Annotated in this window: 15 protein-coding genes and 1 pseudogene; 7 read left to right on the top strand and 9 right to left on the bottom strand. The window is 70.9% G+C overall.

The window, feature by feature from the left end; all coding sequences use genetic code 11:
- Positions 1–53: 53 nt before the first annotated feature.
- Positions 54–2,030 (bottom strand): annotated as a pseudogene (gene alaS / locus ABD817_RS13800) (alanine--tRNA ligase); the annotation flags it as partial.
- Positions 2,031–2,120: 90 nt separating this feature from the next.
- Between alaS and tsaD the strand changes: the two are divergent.
- From tsaD to ABD817_RS13830, 6 genes are all read left to right on the top strand, one after another.
- Complete coding sequence (gene tsaD, locus ABD817_RS13805) at positions 2,121–3,131, top strand: tRNA (adenosine(37)-N6)-threonylcarbamoyltransferase complex transferase subunit TsaD (RefSeq protein ID WP_344918270.1); 1,011 nt, start codon at positions 2,121–2,123, stop codon at positions 3,129–3,131.
- Positions 3,132–3,455: 324 nt separating this feature from the next.
- Positions 3,456–4,454, top strand: a complete 999-nt coding sequence (locus ABD817_RS13810; protein WP_344918271.1) for an RNA polymerase subunit sigma-70 — start codon at positions 3,456–3,458, stop codon at positions 4,452–4,454.
- A 5-nt stretch (positions 4,455–4,459) separates the two neighbouring features.
- On the top strand, positions 4,460–5,206 hold the full coding sequence (locus ABD817_RS13815) for a DUF6069 family protein (protein WP_344918272.1): 747 nt from the start codon (positions 4,460–4,462) through the stop codon (positions 5,204–5,206).
- Between the two features lie 177 nt (positions 5,207–5,383).
- Complete coding sequence (locus ABD817_RS13820; protein WP_344918273.1) at positions 5,384–5,839, top strand: DoxX family protein; 456 nt, start codon at positions 5,384–5,386, stop codon at positions 5,837–5,839.
- Between the two features lie 305 nt (positions 5,840–6,144).
- Positions 6,145–7,143, top strand: coding sequence for an ATP-binding cassette domain-containing protein (locus tag ABD817_RS13825; protein WP_344918275.1), 999 nt, complete (start codon positions 6,145–6,147; stop codon positions 7,141–7,143).
- A gap of 46 nt (positions 7,144–7,189) precedes the next feature.
- A complete protein-coding gene (locus ABD817_RS13830) occupies positions 7,190–7,951 on the top strand; it encodes an ABC transporter permease (RefSeq protein WP_344918276.1) in 762 nt (253 codons plus the stop codon).
- Between the two features lie 124 nt (positions 7,952–8,075).
- On the opposite strand, the gene ABD817_RS13835 is transcribed toward ABD817_RS13830, so the two are convergent.
- The 7 genes from ABD817_RS13835 to ABD817_RS13865 form a co-directional block, all read right to left on the bottom strand.
- Positions 8,076–9,731: an FAD-dependent monooxygenase gene (locus ABD817_RS13835; RefSeq protein ID WP_344918277.1), complete on the bottom strand. Its 1,656-nt coding sequence runs from the start codon at positions 9,729–9,731 to the stop codon at positions 8,076–8,078.
- 524 nt (positions 9,732–10,255) lie between these two features.
- Complete coding sequence (locus ABD817_RS13840; protein WP_344918278.1) at positions 10,256–12,301, bottom strand: glycosyl hydrolase family 28-related protein; 2,046 nt, start codon at positions 12,299–12,301, stop codon at positions 10,256–10,258.
- A gap of 515 nt (positions 12,302–12,816) precedes the next feature.
- Entirely contained in the window at positions 12,817–13,182 is a 366-nt protein-coding gene (locus ABD817_RS13845; protein ID WP_344918280.1) for a hypothetical protein, read from the bottom strand.
- A gap of 192 nt (positions 13,183–13,374) precedes the next feature.
- The gene (locus tag ABD817_RS13850; protein ID WP_344918281.1) at positions 13,375–14,022 is read right to left on the bottom strand and encodes a response regulator transcription factor; all 648 of its coding nucleotides are present in this window, start codon (positions 14,020–14,022) and stop codon (positions 13,375–13,377) included.
- Complete coding sequence (locus ABD817_RS13855) at positions 14,013–15,740, bottom strand: sensor histidine kinase (RefSeq protein WP_344918282.1); 1,728 nt, start codon at positions 15,738–15,740, stop codon at positions 14,013–14,015. Before ABD817_RS13855 ends, ABD817_RS13850 begins: the two co-directional genes overlap by 10 nt.
- 448 nt (positions 15,741–16,188) lie before the next feature.
- Positions 16,189–17,574: a sensor histidine kinase gene (locus ABD817_RS13860; protein ID WP_344918283.1), complete on the bottom strand. Its 1,386-nt coding sequence runs from the start codon at positions 17,572–17,574 to the stop codon at positions 16,189–16,191.
- A gap of 531 nt (positions 17,575–18,105) precedes the next feature.
- Positions 18,106–19,017, bottom strand: a complete 912-nt coding sequence (locus tag ABD817_RS13865; protein ID WP_344918284.1) for an aminoglycoside phosphotransferase family protein — start codon at positions 19,015–19,017, stop codon at positions 18,106–18,108.
- Between the two features lie 195 nt (positions 19,018–19,212).
- Between ABD817_RS13865 and ABD817_RS13870 the strand changes: the two genes are divergently transcribed.
- The gene (locus ABD817_RS13870; protein WP_344918285.1) at positions 19,213–19,428 is read left to right on the top strand and encodes a hypothetical protein; all 216 of its coding nucleotides are present in this window, start codon (positions 19,213–19,215) and stop codon (positions 19,426–19,428) included.
- A 41-nt stretch (positions 19,429–19,469) separates the two neighbouring features.
- On the opposite strand, the gene ABD817_RS13875 is transcribed toward ABD817_RS13870, so the two are convergent.
- Positions 19,470–22,649, bottom strand: a complete 3,180-nt coding sequence (locus ABD817_RS13875) for a glycosyl hydrolase family 95 catalytic domain-containing protein (protein ID WP_344918286.1) — start codon at positions 22,647–22,649, stop codon at positions 19,470–19,472.
- Between the last annotated feature and the right edge of the window lie 174 nt (positions 22,650–22,823).

Here is a 22,823-nt window from a genome sequence, read left to right on the forward strand (position 1 = left end):
CACGTCGCTCACCGCGGTGAGCCCGGATCCCGGCCCAGGAGCCGGGCGAGGTGGTCGCCGAACAGCGCGAGGGCTCCGATGTCGCGGGCCTCGGCCAGCGGCAGGTACCGGGCCGCGACCGCGAGGTCGCGGCGGATCGCGAGGTTGGCGACCTCCTCCACCTCGCCGCGGGTCGCCGCCGACAGGCCGCCCCGCCAGGAGAAGTCCAGTCGCAGGTATCCCGGCCGGTTGTAGGAGCCCGACTGCAGGGCCGCCGGGCCGAGGACCTCGCGCAGCGCCGCGTGCACGACATGCGTGCCCGAGTGGGCCTGGCGGGCGCCGAGCCGCCACTCGGCGTCCACCGTGGCCGCGACGCGGGCGCCGACGGCCAGCTCGCCGCCGGTGACGCGCACCTGGTGGACGATCAGCCCCTTGACCGGCCGCTGGACGTCGAGCACCTCGGCGGCGACGCCGGGGCCCCGCAAAGTGCCCGCGTCGCTGTCCTGGCCGCCGGATTCGGCGTAGAAGGGGGTACGGTCCAGCACGACGAGCACGATCTGTCCTTCGGCCGCGGCGGGAAGCGGCCGCCCGTCGTGGAAGAGGGCCAGTACGCTCGCCTCGGCGGTGAGGCTCTGGTAGGCGAGCCAGTCGGTGGGGCCGTGGGTGTCGAGCAGGTCGCGGTAGAGGGCGGTGTCGGCGTGACCGCTCTTCTTGGCTTGGGCGTCGCGCTTGGCGCGCTCGCGCTGCTCGCTCATGAGCTGCCTGAACGCCTCGACGTCCACCTCCAGGCCGCGCTCGGCGGCGATCTCCACGGTCAGGTCGATGGGGAAGCCGTAGGTGTCGTGAAGCTGGAACGCGGTGGAGCCGGGCAGCCGCGTCGCCGTCTTCCCGAGCTCGCGTTCCAGGACGGTGTTGCCCTGGTTCAAGGTGGCGTCGAAGGACTCCTCCTCCCCGTAGGCGTAGGAGGCGATGCGGTCGAAGTCGGCGGCCACCTCCGGGTAGGAGGGCGCCATGCAGTCACGCGCCACCGGCAGCAGGTGGGGCAGCACCGGGCCGCCGTGGCCGAGCAGCCGCACCGAGCGGATCGCCCGGCGCAGGATGCGCCGCAGCACGTAGCCGCGGCCCTCGTTGGCCGGGGTCACCCCGTCGGCGATCAGCATGAGCGCGGTGCGGACATGGTCGGCCACCACGCGCAGCCGCACGTCGTCCGGGTGGCTCTGAGGGGCGGCGCGGCCCGAGCGGGCGCCGTGGACGGTGCCGGTCAGCTCGGCCGCGGCGTCCAGGATGGGGCGGGTCTCGTCGATCTCGTACAGGTTGTCGACACCCTGCAGGAGCGTGGCCATCCGCTCCAGGCCCATACCGGTGTCGATGTTGCGTGAGGGCAGCTCACCCAGGATCGGGTAGTCCTCCTTGCCCGTACCCTCGCCGCGCTCGTACTGCATGAAGACCAGGTTCCAGAACTCCAGGTAGCGGTCCTCATCGACCTCCGGGCCGCCCTCGGGGCCGTAGGCGGGGCCGCGGTCGTAGTACAGCTCCGAGCACGGCCCGCAGGGGCCCGGCACCCCCATGGACCAGAAGTTGTCCTTCTTGCCCCGCCGCACGACGCGGTCGGCGGGCAGCCCGATCACCTCACGCCACAGTTCGTAGGCCTCGTCGTCGTCGTGGTAGACCGTCGCCCAGATCCGGTCGGCGTCCAGGCCGTAGCCACCTTGCTCCACGGAAGCGGTGACCAGCGACCAGGCCAGGCGGACGGCTTCCTCCTTGAAGTAGTCGCCGAAGGAGAAGTTGCCGTTCATCTGGAAGAACGTGCCGTGCCGGGTGGTCTTGCCCACCTCCTCGATGTCGAGGGTCCTGACGCATTTCTGCACACTGGCCGCACGCCGGTACGGCGGGGTGACCTGACCCAGCAGGTAGGGCTTGAACGGCACCATGCCGGCGTTGACGAACAGCAGGTTCGGATCGTCGGTGGGCAGCGGCGCGCTGGGGACGATCTCATGGCCCGCCGCCTCGAAGTGGGCCAGGAAACGCCGCTTGACCTCTGCTGTTCGCATCGTTCATCTCCAGAATCCGCAACCGCCGACAACACCCATCATTGTTGCCTATCATTCGTAGTTGCAAATATCTCGCGATTAGAGGGTGGCATGGCGATCGTCCTGGGAATCGAGACCTCGTGCGACGAGACCGGCGTCGGGATCGTCGCGGACGGCCGGCTCCTCGGCGCCGCGCTGTCCTCCTCGATGGACGAGCACGCCCGCTTCGGCGGCGTGGTGCCCGAGATCGCCGCTCGGGCGCACCTGGAGGCGATGGTGCCATGCGTGAGCACCGCCTTCGAGCGGGCCGGAATCGCCCCGTCCGACGTCGACGCCATCGCCGTCACGTCGGGGCCCGGCCTGGCGACCGCGTTGCAGACCGGGCTCGCGGCCGCCAAGGCCTACGCGCTGGCCTGGAACAAACCGCTGTACGGCGTGCACCACCTGGCCGGGCACGTGGCCGCCGACACCCTGGAGCACGGCCCTTTGCCGCCACGGTCGATCGCCTTGATCGTCTCGGGCGGCCATACCTCGCTGCTGCTCCTGAGCGACCTGGCCCGCGATCCGATCGTGCACCTGGGCGACACCCGCGACGACGCGGCGGGCGAGGCCTTCGACAAGGTCGCGCGCATTCTCGGGCTGCCCTACCCGGGTGGCCCGGCCATCGACCGCGCCGCCCGCGACGGCGACCCCACCGCCTTCCCCTTCCCCCGCGCCATGCTCGACAGCGGCTTCGACTTCTCCTTCTCCGGCCTCAAAAGTGCCGTGGCCAGGCACGTCGGCCAGGGCGGCCCGGCCGTGCCGGATGTGGCCGCGTCGTTCCAGGAGGCCGTCGTCGACGTGCTGACCAGGAAGGCCGTCCGGTCCTGCCGGGAGCACGGGGTGGACACCCTGGTGGTCGTCGGAGGCGTGGCCGCCAACCGCAGACTTCGAGCGCTCGCCGCGGAACGCTGCGCCGAGGCGGGCATCACCTTGCGCATCCCCGCGCCGTCGCTGTGCACCGACAACGGCGCGATGATCGCCGCGGTCGGTGACCTGCTGATCGCCGCGGGCGCCGAACCCTCCCGCCTCGACCTGTCAGCGGATCCTTCGGCCCCGCTCACCAGGGCGGCGCTGACATGACCGGGGCCGTCCAAGCAGGAAGGTCCGTATAGAAGACGTCCGGAGCGAACCCCTTCGGGCGCGTGTCTCCCCAGGTGAGCCAGGTCCCGCCTCCAAGATCAAGCCCATCCTCTTCGCCGTGCCCGTACGCCCATGCCCGCCGCGTCGTCGTGAACCGGGCGACCCCGGCACGCGCCGGGCGGTCGCGTACCCGTGCCCTCCTCGCCGTGCCGCGCGTCGTGCTCCGCCACCGGACCGGCCACGCCGACCGACCCCGGTGATGAGTTGTCGCGCCCGTATCCGTCACACCTACAACAGGACACGACAAGGCGAAAGGATGACGTGATGAGTGCGGACACGCGGCTGGAGAAACTGGGCGTGAGCGGTTTGGACGAGGTCGACGAGCCGGCGTTCTCGGGACTGGCGGAGCGGCACCGGCGGGAGCTGCACGTGCACTGCTACCGGATGCTCGGGTCGTTCGAGGACGCCGAGGACACCGTGCAGGAGACGTTCCTGCGTGCCTGGCGGCGGCGGGAGACCTTCGAGGGGCGCTCGACGTTCCGGGCCTGGCTGTATCGGATCGCCACCAACGCCTGCCTGGACCTGCTCGCCAAGTGCCGCCCGGAGCCCGCGACCGGCGGCGAGGTGCCGTGGCTGCAGCCCTACCCGGACCGGCTGCTCGACGAGCTGCCCGCGGGCGACGCGGACGAGCCGGAGGCCGTCGCCGTCGCGCGGGAGACGATCGAGCTGGCCTACCTGGTCGCGGTCCAGCACCTGGCGCCGCGCCCTCGGGCCGTGCTGATCCTGCGGGACGTGCTCGGCTGGCCGGCGAAGGACGTCGCGGAGCTCCTCGGGGACTCCGTCAACTCCGTGAACAGCGCGCTGCAGCGGGCCCGCGCCGGCATGCGGGAGCACCTGCCCGCCGAGCGGCAGGACTGGACCGGCGGCGAGGAGGACGCCGGGACGCGCGAGCTGGTGCGCCGCTATACCGACGCCAGCGTGGCCACGAACATCGACGGGCTCGCCGCACTGCTGCGAGACGACGTCCGCTGCTCGATGCCGCCCACGCCGGGCCTGTACGTCGGCCGCGACGCGGTGGTGAACGACTGGGTCGCGAGCGGCTTCGAGGACATGAAGAACCTGCGCGCCGTCCCCACCTCCGTGAACCGGCAGCCCGCCGTCGCCTTCTACCTCTGGCGGAAGCGGGAGAGCGCGTACCTGCCGCTGACGGTCGACGTCCTGCGCGTCACCGGCGGGGCGATCACCGAGATCGTCACGTTCCACGACGACCGGTTCCCGAGGCTCGGGCTGCCGGAGCGCCTGCCGGCGGACGGCACGGAGTAGTCCCGGTGCGGACGCTCGCGCTGCGCGGTGGCGCGCGTGTCGCGGTGGTCGCGGCCGAGTGGTGCGACGCGTTCGGCGTCGTCACCCGCGGGCGGGTGCAGCTGGAGCTGCGCGACGGCGAGCCCGGCCCGGTCCTCGGACGCGACGCCGGGTTCTGGCTCCGCGGCACCGGCGTCCGCGCGCTGCGAAACCCCGGCCGTCGCACGGCGAGGGTGCGCATCCTCACCCCCGGGGCCAAGGCCGTCACACGCCGGTCGGCACACCCCTACGACAGTCACCGAACGATGGAGGATGACATGAACAGCATGAATGACACCGGAATCGTCGCGGGCCCGGCACCGGGCCGGACCGGCCGCCCCCACCGGCTCCGCGGGCTCGCCGGCACCGGCCTCGTCGCCACGCTCGCGGCGATGACGGCCACCACCCTCGCCGCCGCGCTCGCCCAGGCCGTCGGCGTCGACTTCGAGGTCCCCGATGGTGGCGAGACGATCCCGTTGCCCGGGGTCGCCGTGGTGACCGGCTTCTTCTCGGTCGTGGGCGTCGTCATCGCCGTCGCTCTTCTTCGCTGGAGTGCTCGCCCCGCCGAGCGGTTCGTGTGGACGGCGGTGTCGCTGACCGTGATCTCGCTGGTCCCGCCCTTCCTCTCCGGGGCGAACACCGCCACCGTCACCGCCCTCCTCGGGCTGCACCTCGTCCCCGCGGCGGTGATGATCCCCACCCTGGCGCGGAGCCTCCGCGCCCGGACCGACTGACGATCCCGCGACGGGACACCCCGCGGCGCGAGGGCGTGCGCGAGCGCGCTCAGCGCGCCTGGACGCCAAATCTTGACAGGGGATCACCAGGAGGCGCGCGGGGCCGCGTTCACGGGCGGGGGCGATGCGAGGCTGGGGTGGGGCCCCGGCCTCGCATCGTGAAAACAGGGGGATTCCATGAAGATCGACCGATTCGACGGGCCGGTGCTCTCGCTCTTCCGCATGGTGACGGGTTTCCTTTTCCTCTGCCACGGCGCGGCGTCGATGTTCGGCGTGTTCGGCGGCAACCCCGTCACCGGCGAGGCCGTCGGCTTCGCGGTCTGGCCCGGCTGGTGGGCCGCGCTCGTCCAGGTGCTCTGCGGCGGTCTCGTTCTCGCCGGGCTCCTCACCCGTCCCGCGGCGATCCTCGCGTCCGGTTCGATGGCGTACGCGTTCTTCGTGGTGCACCTGCCGCAGGATCTCCTGCCGCTGCGCAACGGTGGCGAGCCGTCGGCGATGTTCTGCTGGTCGTTCCTGCTCATCGCCGTGCTGGGCGCGGGCCCGTGGGCGCTCGACAGCCTCCTCCGGCGCCGCCGCGACGGTTCCGCAGAGCCCGGCCACGTCGACGTCCCCGTGCGTTCCGGGGGGAACTGACCGTCGGCCGTCCCCGGGTCCGGCGTGTTCACGGCGGAAAATCCATATTTTTTCCATCCCTTCCGGGAGATCCGGGTAAAGCCCACGTCAGCGCGGTCGGACCGGTCGCGGGCGTAGGCCGGCGGGGTCGTACGGCACGGCATGCGAGAGCACGTTTCCGCAGGTCAGGCAGAACATGAATGTACCTTTCACGTTTGCCAAACCCGGATGACGTGGTCAAAGATGAACCATCTCCAACCGAGCCCCCGACCAGGGGTTTCTTCGGCATGCCGCCAACCGCCCACGCCCACCCCGAGGAGGGGACGATGATCCATGCCCGAGGGCTGACCCGGCGATTCACGGTGAGGAAGGGAAGCGTCGACGCCGTACGCGGCCTCGACCTCGATGTGGAGGCGGGCCAGCTGGTGGCCTTCCTCGGTCCCAACGGTGCCGGGAAGTCCACCAGCCTGCGCCTGCTGACCTCCCTGCTCCCGCCGACGTCGGGAACCGCGATCGTCGCGGGTCGCGACGTCGTGTCGGATCCGGCGGGGGTCCGCGCCCGCATCGGGTACGTCGGCCAGAAGAACGGCTCGGGCGAGAACTTCCGCGTCCGCGACGAGCTGGTGACCCAGGCGCGCTGCTACGGCCTGCGCCGGGCCGAGGCGCGCAAGCGGGCCGACGAGATCCTCGGCCTGCTGGACCTGGAATCGCTGGCCACCCGCAAGCCCGGCACCCTGTCGGGCGGCCAGCGCCGCCGCCTCGACATCGCCCTGGGACTCATCCACCGGCCCGAGCTGCTCTTCCTGGACGAGCCCTCGACCGGCCTGGACCCGCAGAGCCGCGCCAACATCTGGGAGCACATCCTGCGGCTGCGCGAGCTGCACGGCACGACCCTCTTCCTGACCACCCACTACCTGGAGGAGGCCGACAGCATGGCCGAGCGGGTAGTGATCATCGACCACGGCCGGATCATCGCCGACGGGACGGCCGAGCGGCTGAAGGGCGACCTGGCCGGTGACCGCGTCACGGTCACCGTCCTCGACGAGCCGGGGGCGGCGAGGGCCGCCGGGATCGCCGAGCGGCTCGCCGGTCCCGGCGCGGTCACCGTCGACGGGACGACGGTGCGGCTGCGGGTGCCCCACGCGGGCGCGGCGCTGCCGGAGTATCTCCGGTCGCTGGAGTCGTCCGGCGTGAAGGTCGAGACCGCCGAGACCGCCCGTCCCACGCTGGACGACGTGTTCCTCGCGCTGACCGGCCGCAGCCTGCGCGAGAGCGACGAGACCGGCGGGGCCGGCGAGCCCTCGGACGACATGAGCGGCGCCTGACCACCCCCATCCCCCCACCGGCCGGAAAGGCCAGAAAGGTCGTACCGTGAGCGTGCGATTCCTCCGTGACACCGCGACCGTCTTCTCCCGTGAGTTCGCCCCCGTGCTGCGCGAACCCCTCGGCCTCCTCTTCACCATGGGCCAGCCGCTGCTCTTCCTGTTCCTGTTCGGCCCGCTGCTCGGGGGAACGGGGAGTTTCGAGGGCGAGGGCTCGCCGTGGCAGTGGTTCGTGCCCGGCATCCTGATCATGATGTGCCTGTCCGGGCCGATGATGGCCGGCTACTCCCTGCTGGTGGATCTGATCGGCGGTTCGATGGAGCGCATGCTGGTCACCCCGCTGAACCGCACGGCGATGCTGGTCGGCCGGGCGATGAAGGAGTTCGCCATCCTGCTGGCCCAGGCCGTGCTCATCATCGTCCTCGCGGTGCCGCTGGGTTTTCGCCCGCACCTCACGGGCGTGCTGGCCGGTCTGACGGTGCTGACACTGTTCGGGATCGGCCTGGGCGCGCTCTCCTTCGCCCTCGCGATCGCGTCCAGTCCGGGCGGCGACCTGTTCTACGGGGTCACCCAGCTGGTGATGTTCCCGCTGATGCTGCTGTCGGGTGTGCTGCTGCCGATGGACTCAGGCCCGGAGTGGCTCCAGGTGGCCGCCGCGCTGAATCCGGTCTCCTACGTCGTCGAGGCGGAGCGGGCGCTGTTCTCCGGTCTTTTCGCGGACATGTCAGTGCTGTACGGGACGCTCTGCGCCTGCGCCGTCGCCGCGGTGGGCCTGGCGACGGGCACCAGGGCGATGCGCCACGGCGTCTGACGTCCCGGCCGCCGGTCACCGGCGAGCGCGTCCCTCCCCGTCCGTACGCGTCCCTGTTCGTACGCGTCCCTGTTCGTACGTGTTCACGCCTCGGGCCGGTCACGTGCCGACCGCGCGGTTCCCGTCACGAGCGGGCGAGCACGGCGGTGAGGACGCGGTCGAGCACGTCCTCGGGATCGGCGACGGCCTCGGACGCCCGCCAGGCCACGTAGCCGTCGGGGCGCACGAGCACCGCGCCGTCGCCGCCCACGCCGTACCGTCCCTGCCACGCCCCGGCCGGATCCTCCAGCTCCCCGCCGATCCGGTACGACGTGAGCCGCACGCCCAGCCAGTCCGCCGCCACCTGGGCGGCCCGCGTCCAGGCCTCCCCACGCGGTCCGGCGAGCAGCACGAAACCGGACCCGAACAGGTCGAGGGTGGAGATCGGCCGGTCGTCGCGGCGGAGCACGACGTGCGGGGCGCGGCTGCCGGGGCGGCCGGTCGGGTCGCGGGGGTCCTCCAGGAGCGAGCCGTCGTCGCCGGTCTCGGCCAGGATCGCGGCCGAGTGGTAGCGGTAGCCGATGATGGCGGCGATGGGGTCGTCGAGCGGTTCCGGGTAGCCGACCCGCATCGCCGGGGGCATCCGCACCCCGAGGTTGGCGAGCTGGGCGTCGGCCGTCAGCTCGCCGATCGGGCGCCGCTCGGCGTCGTAGCTGTCCAGGAAGCCCGCACCGGCCTGCCCGGAGATCACCAGCCAGAGCCGCCAGGCGAGGTCGCAGCCGTCCTGGAGGGCCGCGCTGCCGCCCTGGCCTCCGGTCGGCGGCATCGTGTGCGCCGCGTCCCCGGCGAGGAACACCCGGCCCTGCCGGTAGCGGGCGGCGAGGATGTGGGCCATCCCGTAACTCGTCCGGTCGAGCAGGCGCACGTCGAGCGCGGGCAGCCCGGTCGCGATCCGTACGAGGTCGCGGCAGCGTTCCTCGGTGAAGTCGGCCTCGCTCTCCCCCGCGCCGAGGTCGTAGTTCACGCTCAGCACGTGCGAGTCCACCCCGGTTCCGGTGACGATGGCGCCGGTGAAGGTCTCGTTCCGCAGGTACCAGAGGGTGACCTCGCGGTCGCGTACCAGGTCGCCGAGGTCGGCGTCGAACATGATCACGCAGGCGTGGCCCAGATCGCCCTTGCCCGTGGTGGGGATGCCCAGGCGGTCGCGGACAGGGCTGCGGTAGCCGTCGGCGGCGACCAGGTAGTCGGCGCGCACGCTCGTCTCCTCGCCGGTCACCCGATCGGCGACCAGCGCGGTCACGCCGTCGGCGTCCTGTTCCAGGGAGACCAGTTCGGTGGAGAAGCGCAGGTCGGCGCCGAGTTTCTCCGCCCTGTCCCGCAGCAGCTCCTCCACCCGCGACTGGGGCGCGCCCACACTGGCGACCGGGGTGATCTCGGTCATGAAGCCGAAGTCGTCCTGGCGGCCATCGACGATCATGTTCGGTTCCGGGTCGCTCAGGCTGGAGGCGATGGCGATGCGCATCCCGTCGCCGATGCCCTCCCAGATCTGGCCGAGCGACTCCTCGACCCCGGGGACGGGGCGCAGCAGCTCCAGCGCCCGCCAGTTGACCCCGAACGCCTTGGGCTGGACGGACGTGCTCACGTGCCGCTCGACCAGCGTCACCGGTACGCCACGCCAGGCCAGGAGCGCGGCGGCGCTGAGCCCGGCGTACCCCGCGCCGACGACCAGCACCGGCACGCGCTCCTCGCGCCGCGTCCCGCCGCCCGTCCCCGCAAGGTTGTCGGAGTGTGTTTCCCGCATGGAGACCTCCACCACGTTCGTCGGTGCGGAGGTGTTCGATGGAGACCTCCGCGTTCGTCGGTGCGGAGGCGTCGACCGGCAGCGTGAGCTCCGCCGTGTGACGGGGCCGGGTTTCGCCTCCGCCGGGGACCCGCCCGCCTCCGGCGCGATGTCGCCGCATCGCCCGGGGGCCGTTTTCGAGACCGGCCACCGATCGCCTCCGGTCCGCCGGGCTCGGAAGCGCCCCCGCGTGACCGCCCCCGTGTGCCGGGTCACGCCGGATTCCTCCCGAACCCCCGTCCGCGAAGGCTCGTACATAACACGATGTATCGCGTTATGTACGAGCTTGCCGCCAAATGAGATATATCGCAAGTGGGTTCAGGAAGAATCATGGTCCGGGATCGCGGGCCGCCTGAGGGTGGCTTTCGGCGGAGACGCGCGTCTCACCGGGCACGAGAACGGCCGGCCGCCCGGGGATGTCCCCGGACGGCCGGCCTGTCGGATCAGCTCAGATCAACGACGCGGGACCGCGCCGTGGCGGAGGATCACCACGGGGACGGCGCCGGCGGCGCGACCACCGGCGGGCGGTCGTCGCAGGTGATGGTGTTCGGCAGCATCCACGGGGCGAGCCAGGCCCCGGTGGTGCCACCCCCGTCGTTGCCGCCGAGGTCCGTCAGCGAGAACTCCGAGCCGGTCGGCGGGAAGTTGAACGAACCGCAGTTGTTGACGCCGACCGCGCCGACGTTGCGGGCGTCCACGTTCTCGAAGAAGGCGGACCCCTTCACCCGGGCGCTGACCACGGAGGTGCCGGTGCCGTCGACCCTGATGTCCTTGAAGTGGACGTTCGTGATCGAGTACAGGTCCTTCACGCCCCAGTCGCTGACCAGCATGATCGCGTTGTAGGTGTTGTCGAGGAAGTGGTTCCCGACCACCTGGATGTCCGCCTCGATGCTCTTGTCGAGGGCGTAGAGCCAGATGGCGCCCAGGCCGATGTTCCAGTTCAGCTCGTACGTCCCGGCCCGGACCGTGGTGTTGTCCTTGATCGACAGCTTCCCGGCGAACGCCTCGGCACCGAAGCGGGAGCCGACGTGGATGCCGCTGCCCTCGCGGATCGGGTCGGCGACGAGGTTGTTCGAGATGGTGTTGTCCGTGCCGCCGTAGACGGCGATGCCGTTCGCGAGGGTCGGCGTCTGCACGGTGTTGTGGTCGAACGTGTTGTTCGCGTTGGCGATCTTCTCGGACCACAGGGCGAGGCCGTCGTCACCGGTGTTGCGGGTGAAGTTGTTCGACACCACCGAGTCCGTGACGCCGCCGTGGAAGTTGAGGGCGTCGGCGATCTGGTCGACGATGATGTTGTTCGTGACCTTCAGGTTCCGCATCGGCCCGTCGAACCACATGCCCACCTTGGTGCGGTGGATGTAGAGGCCGTCGATGGTCGAGTCGCTCAGCGCCCCGCCGATGCCGTTGACCTGGTCGGTGTCGACGCGCTCGCGGACGTCACCCTCGATCGCGAAGCCGGACAGGTGCACGTTCCTGCTGCCGCCGTCCGCCGCGTACTTGCCGTAGAAGCCGACGCCGGTGTGCACCGAGCCGTCGGGGGCCGGGGCGGGGAGAGCGACCTCCTTGCCCTTGATGATCGTGTACCAGTTGCCGGCGCCCTCGATCGTCACGTTGTCGACGATGATGTGGCGGTTCACCTGGTAGACGCCCGGCGGGATGTAGACCTTGAGACGGTTGCGCTTGGCGAAGGCGATCGCCTTGTCGATCGCGTCGGCGGAGTCGCGCCTGCCGAGCGGGTCGGCGCCGAACGCCAGCACGTTCGCCGCGACGACCCTGACGTGCGGCGCGCCGACGAGCTCGGAGTCGAGCAGGTCGATGATCGTCCACGCCGCGTTGCTCCCGGCCGGGACCGTGAGCCGCACCTTGTCACCCGCGCGGTACGTCTTGCCGAGCAGGAGACGCTGCTCGTCGTAGAAGTGGGTCGGGCGGAACGGCTTCGTGATCGTCGGTGCGGGCGTCGTGGCGCTGGGCACGCAGGCGCACTCGGTGATCCACCAGTCGGGGTGCAGCAGGTCGGCGTTCGGGTCGTTCGTGAACGGATACTGGTTGTACAGCCACGAGTACTGCGACGTGAGGGTCATCACCTTCTTGCCCCCGCCGTTCACCGTGACGTTCAGCGGCGCGGTGATGCCGCCGCCGCTGGGAGCGTCGGGGATGCTGTAGCGCACGGTGATCGCGTTGGCCGTCTTCGGCAGCGTGAACTCGACGTGCTGCCCCGGCGTCAGCCTCACCGCCTTACGGCCGGAGGCCTCCCCCGCCAGCGTGTACGCGGCGCGGTCCGGGCCGATGGCCGTGCCGTTCGTCGTGGCGTTCTCCGCCTCCTGCTCGGCGAAGGCGACGGTGGCGCCCCGCCCCGCGACGAGCGACGGGTCGAGGGCGGCGCGCGTCACCACGGGGGCCGGGGCTCCACCCGTGCCGGCGCCCGCGAGGGCCGGGGCGCCGGGTACGACGCCGAGGCCGACGGAGGCCGCGATCACCGCCGCGACCGCCGCCGACGCCCTTCGCGGCGGCCTGCCGGTCCATCTCGCCACAGCTCCTGTGATGCTCCGTGACATCGGATGCTCGTTTCTCTCGGGGGGTGAACACCTGAAGCGCTCGGGGCGTGGCGAACGCCACGAGGGTGAGGTGACAGTAGGACTCCGATGCCTCGTTCCACAAGGCTCCTGCGAAATAGTTTCGTAATCTTGCTCTATAGCTGCGGTTACCTCTTAGGTTCTTGCAGCGCCTGTCATGAGTCATTGCGGTGTTTCGCAACGCACGACCTGCCCCGATACGAAGTGAAGCACGATCGGGAGCGCCGCCGAAGATCACGGACCTTGACTCCGCCCCGAATGGAGCCCCGCAGGACACCGCAGGACCCCACCGGCGCGCGGGGCGGGCGGACCCGTCTCCGGCTCTCACGGCCGCTGGGTCACCACGTCCTCGCGACCGGCCGTACGGGCGGCGGCGAGGAGAGCCGGGCCACCGTCGTCGTCTCGTCGGGCGACCGCCGACCCGGGGACCGGCCCCGGTCAGCGGCACGCGGTGCGCGGTGCGCCTGACGTTCTCACACCCTCCCCCTCACCCCCTCCCCCCGCTCCCGGTCGCCGTGACCGAGAGCGGTGATCGCCAGCAGCCCCGCGGCCAGGACGCTGGAGAAGATCAGGAGAAGGTGGTTCGCTCCGTCCGCGAAGGCCCCGCGTGTGATGTACGTGCAGAGCGACACCGTCCAGACGGCCGACGCCCAGGCGAAGGCGAATATCATCGCCGGCACGGCGACCCGCCCCCGCAGGGCCGCCGAGGCAGGCAGAAGCACGGTGAGGATGAGATCGGGCACCAGGAACGGGTTCCCGGAACGTATCGCGTTCGAGGTGACGAAGTAGTAGATCATCACCACCGTCAGCGCGACGATCGTCCACCGGGCGATTCTCATCGCGTTTCCGGTCGTCATAGTGGGCATTCGCCCTCCGCTTCGTTCGATCCGGCACTGTCTCGTCCGACGCTGTCTCGTCCGACGTTCGAAGTGTGCGACGGCGCCGCCGGAGCCGGAAGCCGGGCAGCACCCGGCCGGGACCGTGCCCGCCGCACCCTCGGGGGGCGGTTAACCGTCCCCCCGCGCGACCGGCTAGGTGTTGAGGTAGCGCAGGACCGCGAGGACCCGGCGGTGGTCGTCCGCGCTCGCCGACAGCCCGAGCTTGGCGAAGATGCTCGTGCAGTGCTTCTCGACGGTCCGTTCCGCGATGCCGATCCGTTCCGCGACGGCCTGGTTGGTGCGGCCCTCGGCCATCAGCGCGAGGACCTCGCGCTCGCGGCCGGTGAGCGCGCGCAACGGGTCGTCGGGGCGGTCGTGGCGGCCGACCAGCTGGTCGATGACGATCGGGTCGAACGCCGAACCGCCGCCGCCCACCTGCCGCACCGCCGCCGCGAACCCCGCCAGGTCGGACACCCTGTCCTTGAGCAGGTACCCGACGCCGCGGGCGCCGTCGTCGAGCAGCTCGACCGTGTAGCTGACCCGGACGTACTGGGACAGGACGAGCACCCCGGTGCCGGGATGGCGCCGGCGGATCTCCCGGGCCGCCCGCAGCCCCTCGTCGGTCTGGGTGGGAGGCAGGCGGATGTCGACGATGGCCACGTCCGGACGGTGCCGCGCCACCTCGGTCAGCAGCGCCACGGAGTCCGCGACGGCCGACACGACGTCGAAACCGCCCTCGGCCAGCAACCGGGCGAGCCCCTCGCGCAGCAGCATGTTGTCCTCGGCGATGACTACCCGCACGGCAGCACCGCCTCGATCAGCGTGCCGTCACCGGCGGGGCTGTGTATCCGGAGGGTTCCACCGGCGGCCGTCACCCGGTCGGCGAGCCCGCGCAGTCCGGACCCGAGGGCCGGATCCGCCCCGCCGCGGCCGTCGTCGGACACCTCGACCAGCAACCGCGCGTCCCGGTGCTCGGCGCGCACCCGTGCCCGCCGCGCGTCGGCGTGCTTGGTGATGTTGGCCACCGCCTCGGCGACCACGTAGTACGCCGTCGTCTCGACCTCCACCGGCAACGGCGCGGGGAGCTCGAACGACAGCCGCAGCGGCACCGGGGCGAGCGCGGCCAGCTCCCGGACGGCACCGCGCAGGCCGCGTTCGGTCAGCACCGGCGGGTGGATGCCCTGCGACAGGGCCCGCAACTCGTCGAGCACGGCCAGCGAGGTGGTTCTCGCCTCGCCGACGAGCGCCCGCGCCTGGTCGGGATGGGTGGACAGCCTCGACTCGGCCAGGCTGAGCGTCATGGGGATGGACAGGAGCCGTTGCTGCACGCCGTCGTGAAGGTCCCGTTCCAGCCGCCGGCGTTCCGTCTCGGCCGCGCGCAGGACCTGGCCGCGCGACTCGGCGAGCTGGTGCAGCCGCGCCCTCAGGTCGGCGGTCAGCCGCTCGTTCGAAAGGGCCAGCGCGGCGGCGGCACAGGTGGCCTCGACCAGCTCGGGGTTGTCCAGCAGCGCCGGGTCGTGCACCAGCAGCGCGAGCGGGGCGCCGTCGTGGTCGACGCGTGTCGCCACGCGATCGCCGCCCTCCGGCGGCAGCACGACCCGGCCGTCGACGTCCACGTACCGGCCCGGCTCCGGCGCCCAGTACCCGACCTCCAGGGTCGGGTCGTGGAGGACCTCGGCCAGGACCCGCTGGAGGCTCACCGGCCGCGAGACGCCACGGAGGTGGACGACCAGCTCGGCGACCCGGCCACGGTCGACGCGCCGCCGCAGGAGGCCGCCCACGTACGCCAGCGGGACGGCGGCGAGCGCCGCCTGCATCACCGGCGTCAGGCCCCGCACCTCGACACCGGCGATCATCACCGGCTTCAGCGTCACGAACAGCGCCGTCGCCACCACGGCGGCGGCGAACACGGGATTGAGCGACCGGCGCCGCGTCACGGTGCTGCCCCGCCAGCGGCTCACCTGCAGGCCCATCACGGCCAGGCCGCTCAGCACGGCCCCGGCCATCGCGGCGCCCCGGACCACCGCACCCGGCGCGAGCCCGCTCATCCCCAGCACCGCGACCCCGGCCACGCTCAGGTACGCCGTCCCGACGACGGCCCGCGCCACCGGCACGGTGAGGCGCCCGGTGGGAAACGCCACCACCAGATGCGCGAGCACCGCCGCCCACGCGCCCGCCAGCGCCGTACGGACATCACCCGCCGTCACCGGCAGGGGCGCGAACTTGGTGAGGAGCCACAGCAGGCCGATGACGATCATCAGCGGCCCGACCCGGTTGCGTGGGCGTACGCGGACGGCGACCAGACCCGCGCCGACGAAGGCGGCGGCGACCCCGGCCGCCGTGAGGGCGGCCATCCCGCTCGCGGGCACGGCGGAGCCGGGTTCGATGAGAGCGGAGACAGGCCCCGTGAGACCGGAACCGGGTTCGGTGAGACCGAAGGCAGGTCCCGTGAGACCGGAGGCGGCTCCGGTGAGTACGGAGCCGGGGTCGATGAGACCGGAGACAGGTCCCGTGAGCACGGAGCCAGCTCCCACGAGACCGGAGCCGGGTTCCGTGAGACCGATGACAGCGACGATCTCCACGAGGCCGGTGACAGCGACGATCAGGACCTCCGATCCGTGGTCGACGCCGGGAACAGGCCGGAAGCGCGACCGCCGAGGGCTGCGGGGTTGCTATCGCCTCCACGATATCCCCGGCCCATCTCGCCCGGCCCTCGCTGATACCCGCCGATACCCGCCGATACCCGCCGCCGCCCGGCCCCAACCGCCGCTCGCCGAGGCCCGCCATCGCCCGCACCTCGTCGTCGCCCGCTATCGCCCGCCGTCGCCCGGCCCTCACCCGTCGTCGCCCGCCTACGCCGGGCATGCCCGGAGCGCGGGAGCCGGACCGGGTCCGGGTTCACCCGGTTCCCCGGGGTACGAGGGGGCGCCCGGGATCATCGCGATCGGCTCGGCCACGTCGGCTCGGCTACGAGGAGATGTGGTGAGTCTGTTCTCGGTCGTTGTTGCTTGAGGTGGCCAGGGGGAGGCGGAGGACGAAGCGCGCGCCGCCGGCGGAGGAGGCCGTGACCTCGATCGTCCCGTGGTGGGCGTGGGCGATGCCCCGGGCGATGGCCAGGCCGAGGCCCGTGCCACCGCGGTCACGGCTGCGGGCCGCGTCCAGCCGGGTGAACCGTTCGAAGATCCGTTCCCGGTCGGCTTCGGCGATCCCCTCCCCGTCGTCGTCGACGATGAGTTCGGCGTTGTCACCGTTCGGCCGCACCTCGACGACCACCGTTTTCCTGGCGTGCCGCTCGGCGTTGTCCAGCAGGTTGGTGATCACGCGGTCGATCTGGCCGGGTACGACATCGACGGGCACTTCCGGGGCGAGCAGGAGTCGCATCTTCCGGGGGTCCGTCCGCCGCGAGACCTCCGCCCGCACCACCGTCGCCAGATCGACCCTCTCGTCGGGCTTGGGGACGCCCCCCTCAAGCCGGGCCAGCAGGAGCAGGTCGGTCATGATCGCCTGCAGCCGGTCGAGGTCGGCCAGCGAGTGCGCGAGCAGATCACCCAGGTCGGTGTCGCCGGGGTGCAGCTGAGCCTCCTCCAGCTGGGCGCGGAGCCCGGCGACGGGGGTCCGGAGTTCGTGGGAGGCGTCGGCGGTGAACTGCCGCTGACGTTCCATGGCGGTCTCCAGGCGGGTCAGCGTGCGGTTGACGCTGGTGGCGAGATCGTGGATCTCGTCATCGCTGTCCGACGCGGGCACCCGGCGATCGAGAGAGGTCGCGTTGATCTCGTCGAGCTCGGCCCGGATGGCGACCACCGGTCTGAGGGAGGCCATGACGATCCGTCGGCCGAGGTAGGTGATGGCCACGGCGAGCAGCATCGTGCCGCTCCCCGCCACCGTGGCCACCCGTGGATCGACCAGCGGAGGGATCGTCGGGGAGGCGCTGTAGACGGTCCATCTCTCACTCCCCCGCTGGGCCCGCTGCGCGACCACGATGTCGCACTCGCCCCGGGCAAACACCCCGCCGCACACGACGGAGGTGGCGGCCATCGCACCCTCGGGCGGGAACCTCGCCATGCGCGGCTTACCCCGCAGTTGCGGGGTCGAGGCGACGACCTGGCCCCGCACGTCGACGACCTGGACTTTGCGGGACTGGCGCCGGGCCAGGGGGTATTCCAGGCTGCCCTGTTCCATCTGCGCGGCCACCCGGCCACCGGCCGCGGTGATCTCCTCGATGAGGGACTTGGTGACGAAACGGTTCAGGGCGAACATGAGCACCGCGGCCGTCAGCGAGCACAGCAGGACCGCCACCACACCGGTGAACAGGGTGATGCGGGTCGTTATCGAGATTCCGCGTCTAGCGCTCATCCTCCATTTCCCCCTGGCCAGTGGACCACATGAGCCACGCGACTCTGTGCGGGGGGTGGGGGCCGGCTTCGGACGGCGTGAGTGCGCTGAGGACCGCCGGCCGCACCGGGTGACCGCCGACCGGGGTCACCTCGGGCGGGCGCCGGTCGCCTCCGTACCCACCACGAATAATCACGAAGCCGGCAATCATCCAAGGCATTCTGCACCGGTCAAGCGGGCCAAGGGCGGACAAATCGGCCTATAAACCGGATTCTAATTTCGCAGCGTCGTCACCTGGGCCGGAACCGCAGACATGGCTCCCGCTTTGCGAAAACACCGCTGCCATTTGGACATCGCCCACCTCTCCCTGCTGATGCGATATGCCCTCGATGCGGCTTCATTGCCGATATATCGACTATTGCCGGTACATCAACGCCCGTGGAGACCACCGCCGTCGGAAGAAGCGGGTCGGCGGTGCCGGTCCGAGCCGCGACGACGACCTTTCCCGCCTGCCTCTGCCCCCCGGCCCCTGGGAGGCCGGTCCCGGCGGAGTCAGCCGGAACGATCGTGGTCGGCCATGACCTCGTCGATGACGCGGCGGTGCTCTCCGGCTTTCCTCTCGTCCCCGTCGATCTCCGCGACCAGGCTGATCAGGGCCTTCCACAGGGCCCAGCCGCGAGCCCGCGCCCACATCGCGGGATCCTGACCGACGGCGTCGCGGAAGGTCTCCCGGCTGTCGCCGGAGAACATCGTCCACGCGATCACCAGATCGCAGGCGGGATCACCGACGCCCGATGTCCCGAAGTCGATGACGGCGGCCAGCTTCCCATCCCTGACCAGCAGGTTGCCGCTCGCGATGTCACCGTGGAACCACACCGGCGGCCCGGACCAGGCCGCCTTGAGGGCGGCGCCCCACACGGCCGACGCCCGGGTGGTGTCGATGTGGCCGTCCAGCGCGGCGATGGAGCGGCGTGTCTCGTCGTCGTAGTGAGCCGGCGGCGCGCCCCGGTAGAAGCTGTGCTCGCCCGCCCGAGGCCCGCCCGTCGCGTCGACGCGCCACAGGGCGAGAAGGAAGCCGGCGACCGAGGCCGCGAATCCGGGCAGGTCGTCGATGCGGTCAGGACGCGCGGTCTCGCCGTCCAGCCAGCCGCGGATCGACCAGTCGAACGGGTATCCCTCGCCCGGCACCCCCTTCGCCAGGGGCGTGGGAACGGCGACCGGCAGCGAAGGGGCGAGAACCGGCAGCCATCGATGCTCCTTGTCGATCGCCGGGGCATAACCGGCGGCGGTGGGAAGACGCACCGTCATCTCGTCACCGAGACGGTAGGTGCGGTTGTCCCACCCGTCGGCCTCGACCGGGGTCACCGGAAGGGCGCCCCAGCGCGGGAACTGAGTCGTGACCAGCCGCTTCACCAGCCCCGCGTCGATGCCCGCGCGCCCATCGATGTGCGTACTCTCGACCACCCCGAGAGTGTGTCGGCCACTCCTTCCGCCACGCAAAGGGTTTTCCGCTGCCGCCCCCTACCCGACGCGTGCACGACGAGCCGCCGTCCCCGGACGGGGCCGGGCCGTCGGCACAGATGATCGGCGCGTTGCCCGACGGGCGAACAAATACTAAGTTTCCCTACTAAAAATAAAGGTAATTATGGAGGGTGCCGCATGTCCGACCACTCGATGGAGCCCCCTGAGCGCGCGTCCGGGCCGAACGGGCGGAAGGTCACCGGCGTCGCCGCCGTCACGCTGCCCTCGGCGCTGTCGATGGTGGCCAGTTCCGCGCTGGCCTGGCGCGCGGCGCGCCGGGGTGACGGCGACCGCGAGGAGCGCGGTGCCCGGCAGCACCATCCCCGGACGGTCACCCGCCCGGGGATGGACTGACGTCATCTCACGTCGTAATGGATCTCACCTCGTGACGGATCTCATGTCGTGACGGTGAAGGTGTCGACGTCGAACAGGCTGCCCGCACCCCCCACGAAGACCAGATACAACGGCCCGGAAGCCGATCCGCTCAACGTCGTGGACACCGTCGCATAGGTGTCCCAACCACCTGTCGGCGACACCGCCACCGACCCCAGCAACGTCCCGGTGGCCGACCCCGACCGAATCTGGATCGTCCCACCGGCCCCGGCGGAGGACACCCGGGCGCTGAAGGTCCGCAACCCCGAGGTGTTCACCCCCGAGTACGCCGCCCAATCGCCGTTGTCGATGTAACCCACCGAAGCGCCGCCGCTGGCGCCCGGGTGATCGGCCCGTTGCACACCCGACTGCGAGGTGAACGCCTCACCCTCGACGGTCTGGCCGCCGGTGCCGACGGTGATGGTGTCGACGTCGAACAGGTTGCCGGCACCTCCCACGAAGACCAGATACAACGGCCCGGAAGCCGATCCGCTCAACGTCGTGGACACCGTCGCATAGGTGTCCCAACCACCTGTCGGCGACACCGCCACCGACCCCAGCAACGTCCCGGTGGCCGACCCCGACCGAATCTGGATCGTCCCACCGGCTCCCCCGGAGGACACCCGGGCGCTGAAGGTCCGCAACCCCGAGGTGTTCACCCCCGAGTACGCCGTCCAGTCACCGTTGTCGATGTAGCCCACCGTGGCGCCACCGCTGGCACCCGCGTGGTCGGCCCGCTGCACACCGAACTGCGAGGTGAACGCCTCACCCTCGACGGTCTGACCGCCGGTGCCGCCGCCCGGCTGGAAGGTGACCGTGTACGTCTTCCCGGCGGTGGCGTTCCAGCTCAGGGTCTCACCGGTACGCGTGGCGGTGACCGTCGCGCCCGTCTCGTCCTTGACCTGGTAGGTGCCGGTTGCGGCGGCGGTCCTGACCTTGATCGGGGCTGTCTTGCCGGTGCGCAGGGTGATCGACTGGGCCTTCCCGGCGCTCCACGTGGTGTCCACGGTGACGTCGCCCCGGGCGCGCAGGCCGGTCACCGAGCCGGTCGGCCACGCGGCCGGCAGCGCGGGCAGCACGTGCACGGTGTCGTGCTGGCTCTGCACGAGCATCTCCGCGACCCCGGAGGTCGCGCCGAAGTTGCCGTCGATCTGGAACGGCGGGTGGGTGTCCCACAGGTTGTCCAGCGTGGAGGACTTGAGCTGCTCGCTGAGCAGCTTGTGGGCGCGGGTGCCGTCGAGCAGCCGGGCCCAGAAGTTGATCTTCCATGCCTTGGACCAGCCGGTGCCGCCGTCGCCGCGCGCGTTCAGGGAGACGCGGGCCGCCGCCGCCTCGGCGGTGCCGGGGAGGATCTGGTTGCTCGGGTGCAGGGCGAACAGGTGGGAGACGTGCCGGTGGGTGTCGGTCTGGGAGTCCCAGTCGGTCTTCCACTCCTGAAGCTGGCCCCAGCGGCCGATGCGCAGCCCCGGGTCGAGCCGGGACAGGGCGGTGCTGACCTCGTTCTGGAACGCGGTGTCCACGCCCAGCGTACGGGCGGCGGCCAGCGCGTTGGTGAACACCTCGCGCACGATCTGCTGGGACATCGAGGCCCCGGCGGAGAAGTCGCCGTTCTCCGGGGAGTAACTGGGCGAGACCACGAGCCGGTTGTCGCGCGGGTCGGTGTGCAGGAAGTCCAGCCAGAACTCGGCCGCGCCCTTGATCGCCGGGTAGGCGGTGTTGCGTAGGTAGTTCACGTCACCGTTGAACCGGTAGCTGTCGTACATGTGCTGGGTCGTCCAGGCGGCGGCCTCGGGGAACCAGAACGACTGCGGGTAGTTGTGCACGCCGGTGAAGCCGTAGGGGTTGGTCTCGTTGTTGACCACCCAGCCTCGGGCTCCGTACATGTTGGTGGCCGTCACCCGGCCCGGGGCGACCATGCTCGCGACGTATCTGTCGTACGGCCTGGTCGTCTCGCGCAGGTTGGTCTGCTCGGCCGGCCAGTAGTTCATCTGGAGGTTGATGTTGACGTGGTAGTCGGCGTCCCAGGGTGGGTTGACGACGTTGTTCCACACGCCCTGGAGGTTGGCCGGGAGGATGTCGTTCTCCCGTGAGGAGGAGATCAGCAGGTAGCGGCCGTAGGCGAAGAACATCGCCTCCAGCGCGCGGTCCTGGGTCGAGGAACCGCCGGTGTAGTTGCTGCGCAACGTGTTCGTCGGCACCGTCGGGTTCGTCTGGCCGATGTTCAGCTTCACCCGGTCGAACAGGTTCTTGTAGTCGGCGAGGTGCGCGGCCTTCAGCTCGTCGTAGCTCTTGGCCGCCGCCGTGTTCACCCGCGAGGTGACCCCGGCCTGCGGGTCGGCGCCCCGGTAGCTCGGATAGCTGTCGGAGTAGTTGGTGCCCGCCGACAGCACCAGCATGACGCTGTTGGCGCCGGAGACGGTGACACGGTCTCCGGAGTCGGTCCTGGTGCCGCCCTGGTTGACCACCTGCACCTGGGCGTCGAACCGCAGGCCGTTGTTGGCGAGCTGGCCGCGGATGGTGAGCCGTCCGTTGGAGGCGGTGACGGTCTTGTCGGTACGCGGTGAGGTGTGCCGCAACGTGAAGGAGACCCGGCCGGTCTGGTTGGCCGAGATCCGGGCCACGATCACATTGCCGGGGTTGCTGGCGAAGTACTCGCGGGTGTACTCGACGCCGCCCGCCGTGTAGCCGACCCTGGCCACGGCCTCGCGCAGGCTCAGCTCGCGGCGGTACCCCGTGGTGCTCGACGGCGGGTTGGCGAAGTCGAGGAACAGGTCACCGAAGGTCTGGTAGGAGCCGAAGTTGGTCTTGCCCTGGCCGAGCGCGTTGGCGACGGTCTGCGGCGTGATCCTGCCGTTCTGGTCGATCTGCGCCTGCATGTTGTCGATCGCCCCCGGGCGGGGGGAGGTCCAGTTGCCGTGGTTGTAGCCGCCGGAGGCGCCGGGACCACCGGTCCACAGGGTCTTCTCGTTGAACTGGATCTGTTCGGAGGCCACTCCACCGAAGAGTTTGGCGCCCAGCGGGCCGTTACCGATCGGTAGCGCCTGAGTCTCCCAGTTGGTGGCCGGCGAGTTGTACCACAGGGTCAGGTCGTCGGTCGCGGGCAGAGCCATGGCCTGCGCCGAGATGGGCGCGTTCATACCGGCGAGCATCGCGAGCACACCTAACAGCGCGATGCCCAGTCTGGAGCGCGGGAACTTGATCACACAAATTCCTCCGATCAACGAGGGGGGTAGACAAGGAAATAGCACCGAAACAAGGACGAAACAAGACCCCACATCCGATGTCTCTTGACCGGAGATCGAACCTGCCAGGCAACCTGGATGTCACCACGACGAGATAACCGCAGCCTGAACTCACATCGGCATGTCCACGTCGCA

It is taken from the genome of Streptosporangium oxazolinicum, from assembly GCF_039537505.1.
Classification (GTDB): domain Bacteria; phylum Actinomycetota; class Actinomycetes; order Streptosporangiales; family Streptosporangiaceae; genus Streptosporangium; species Streptosporangium oxazolinicum.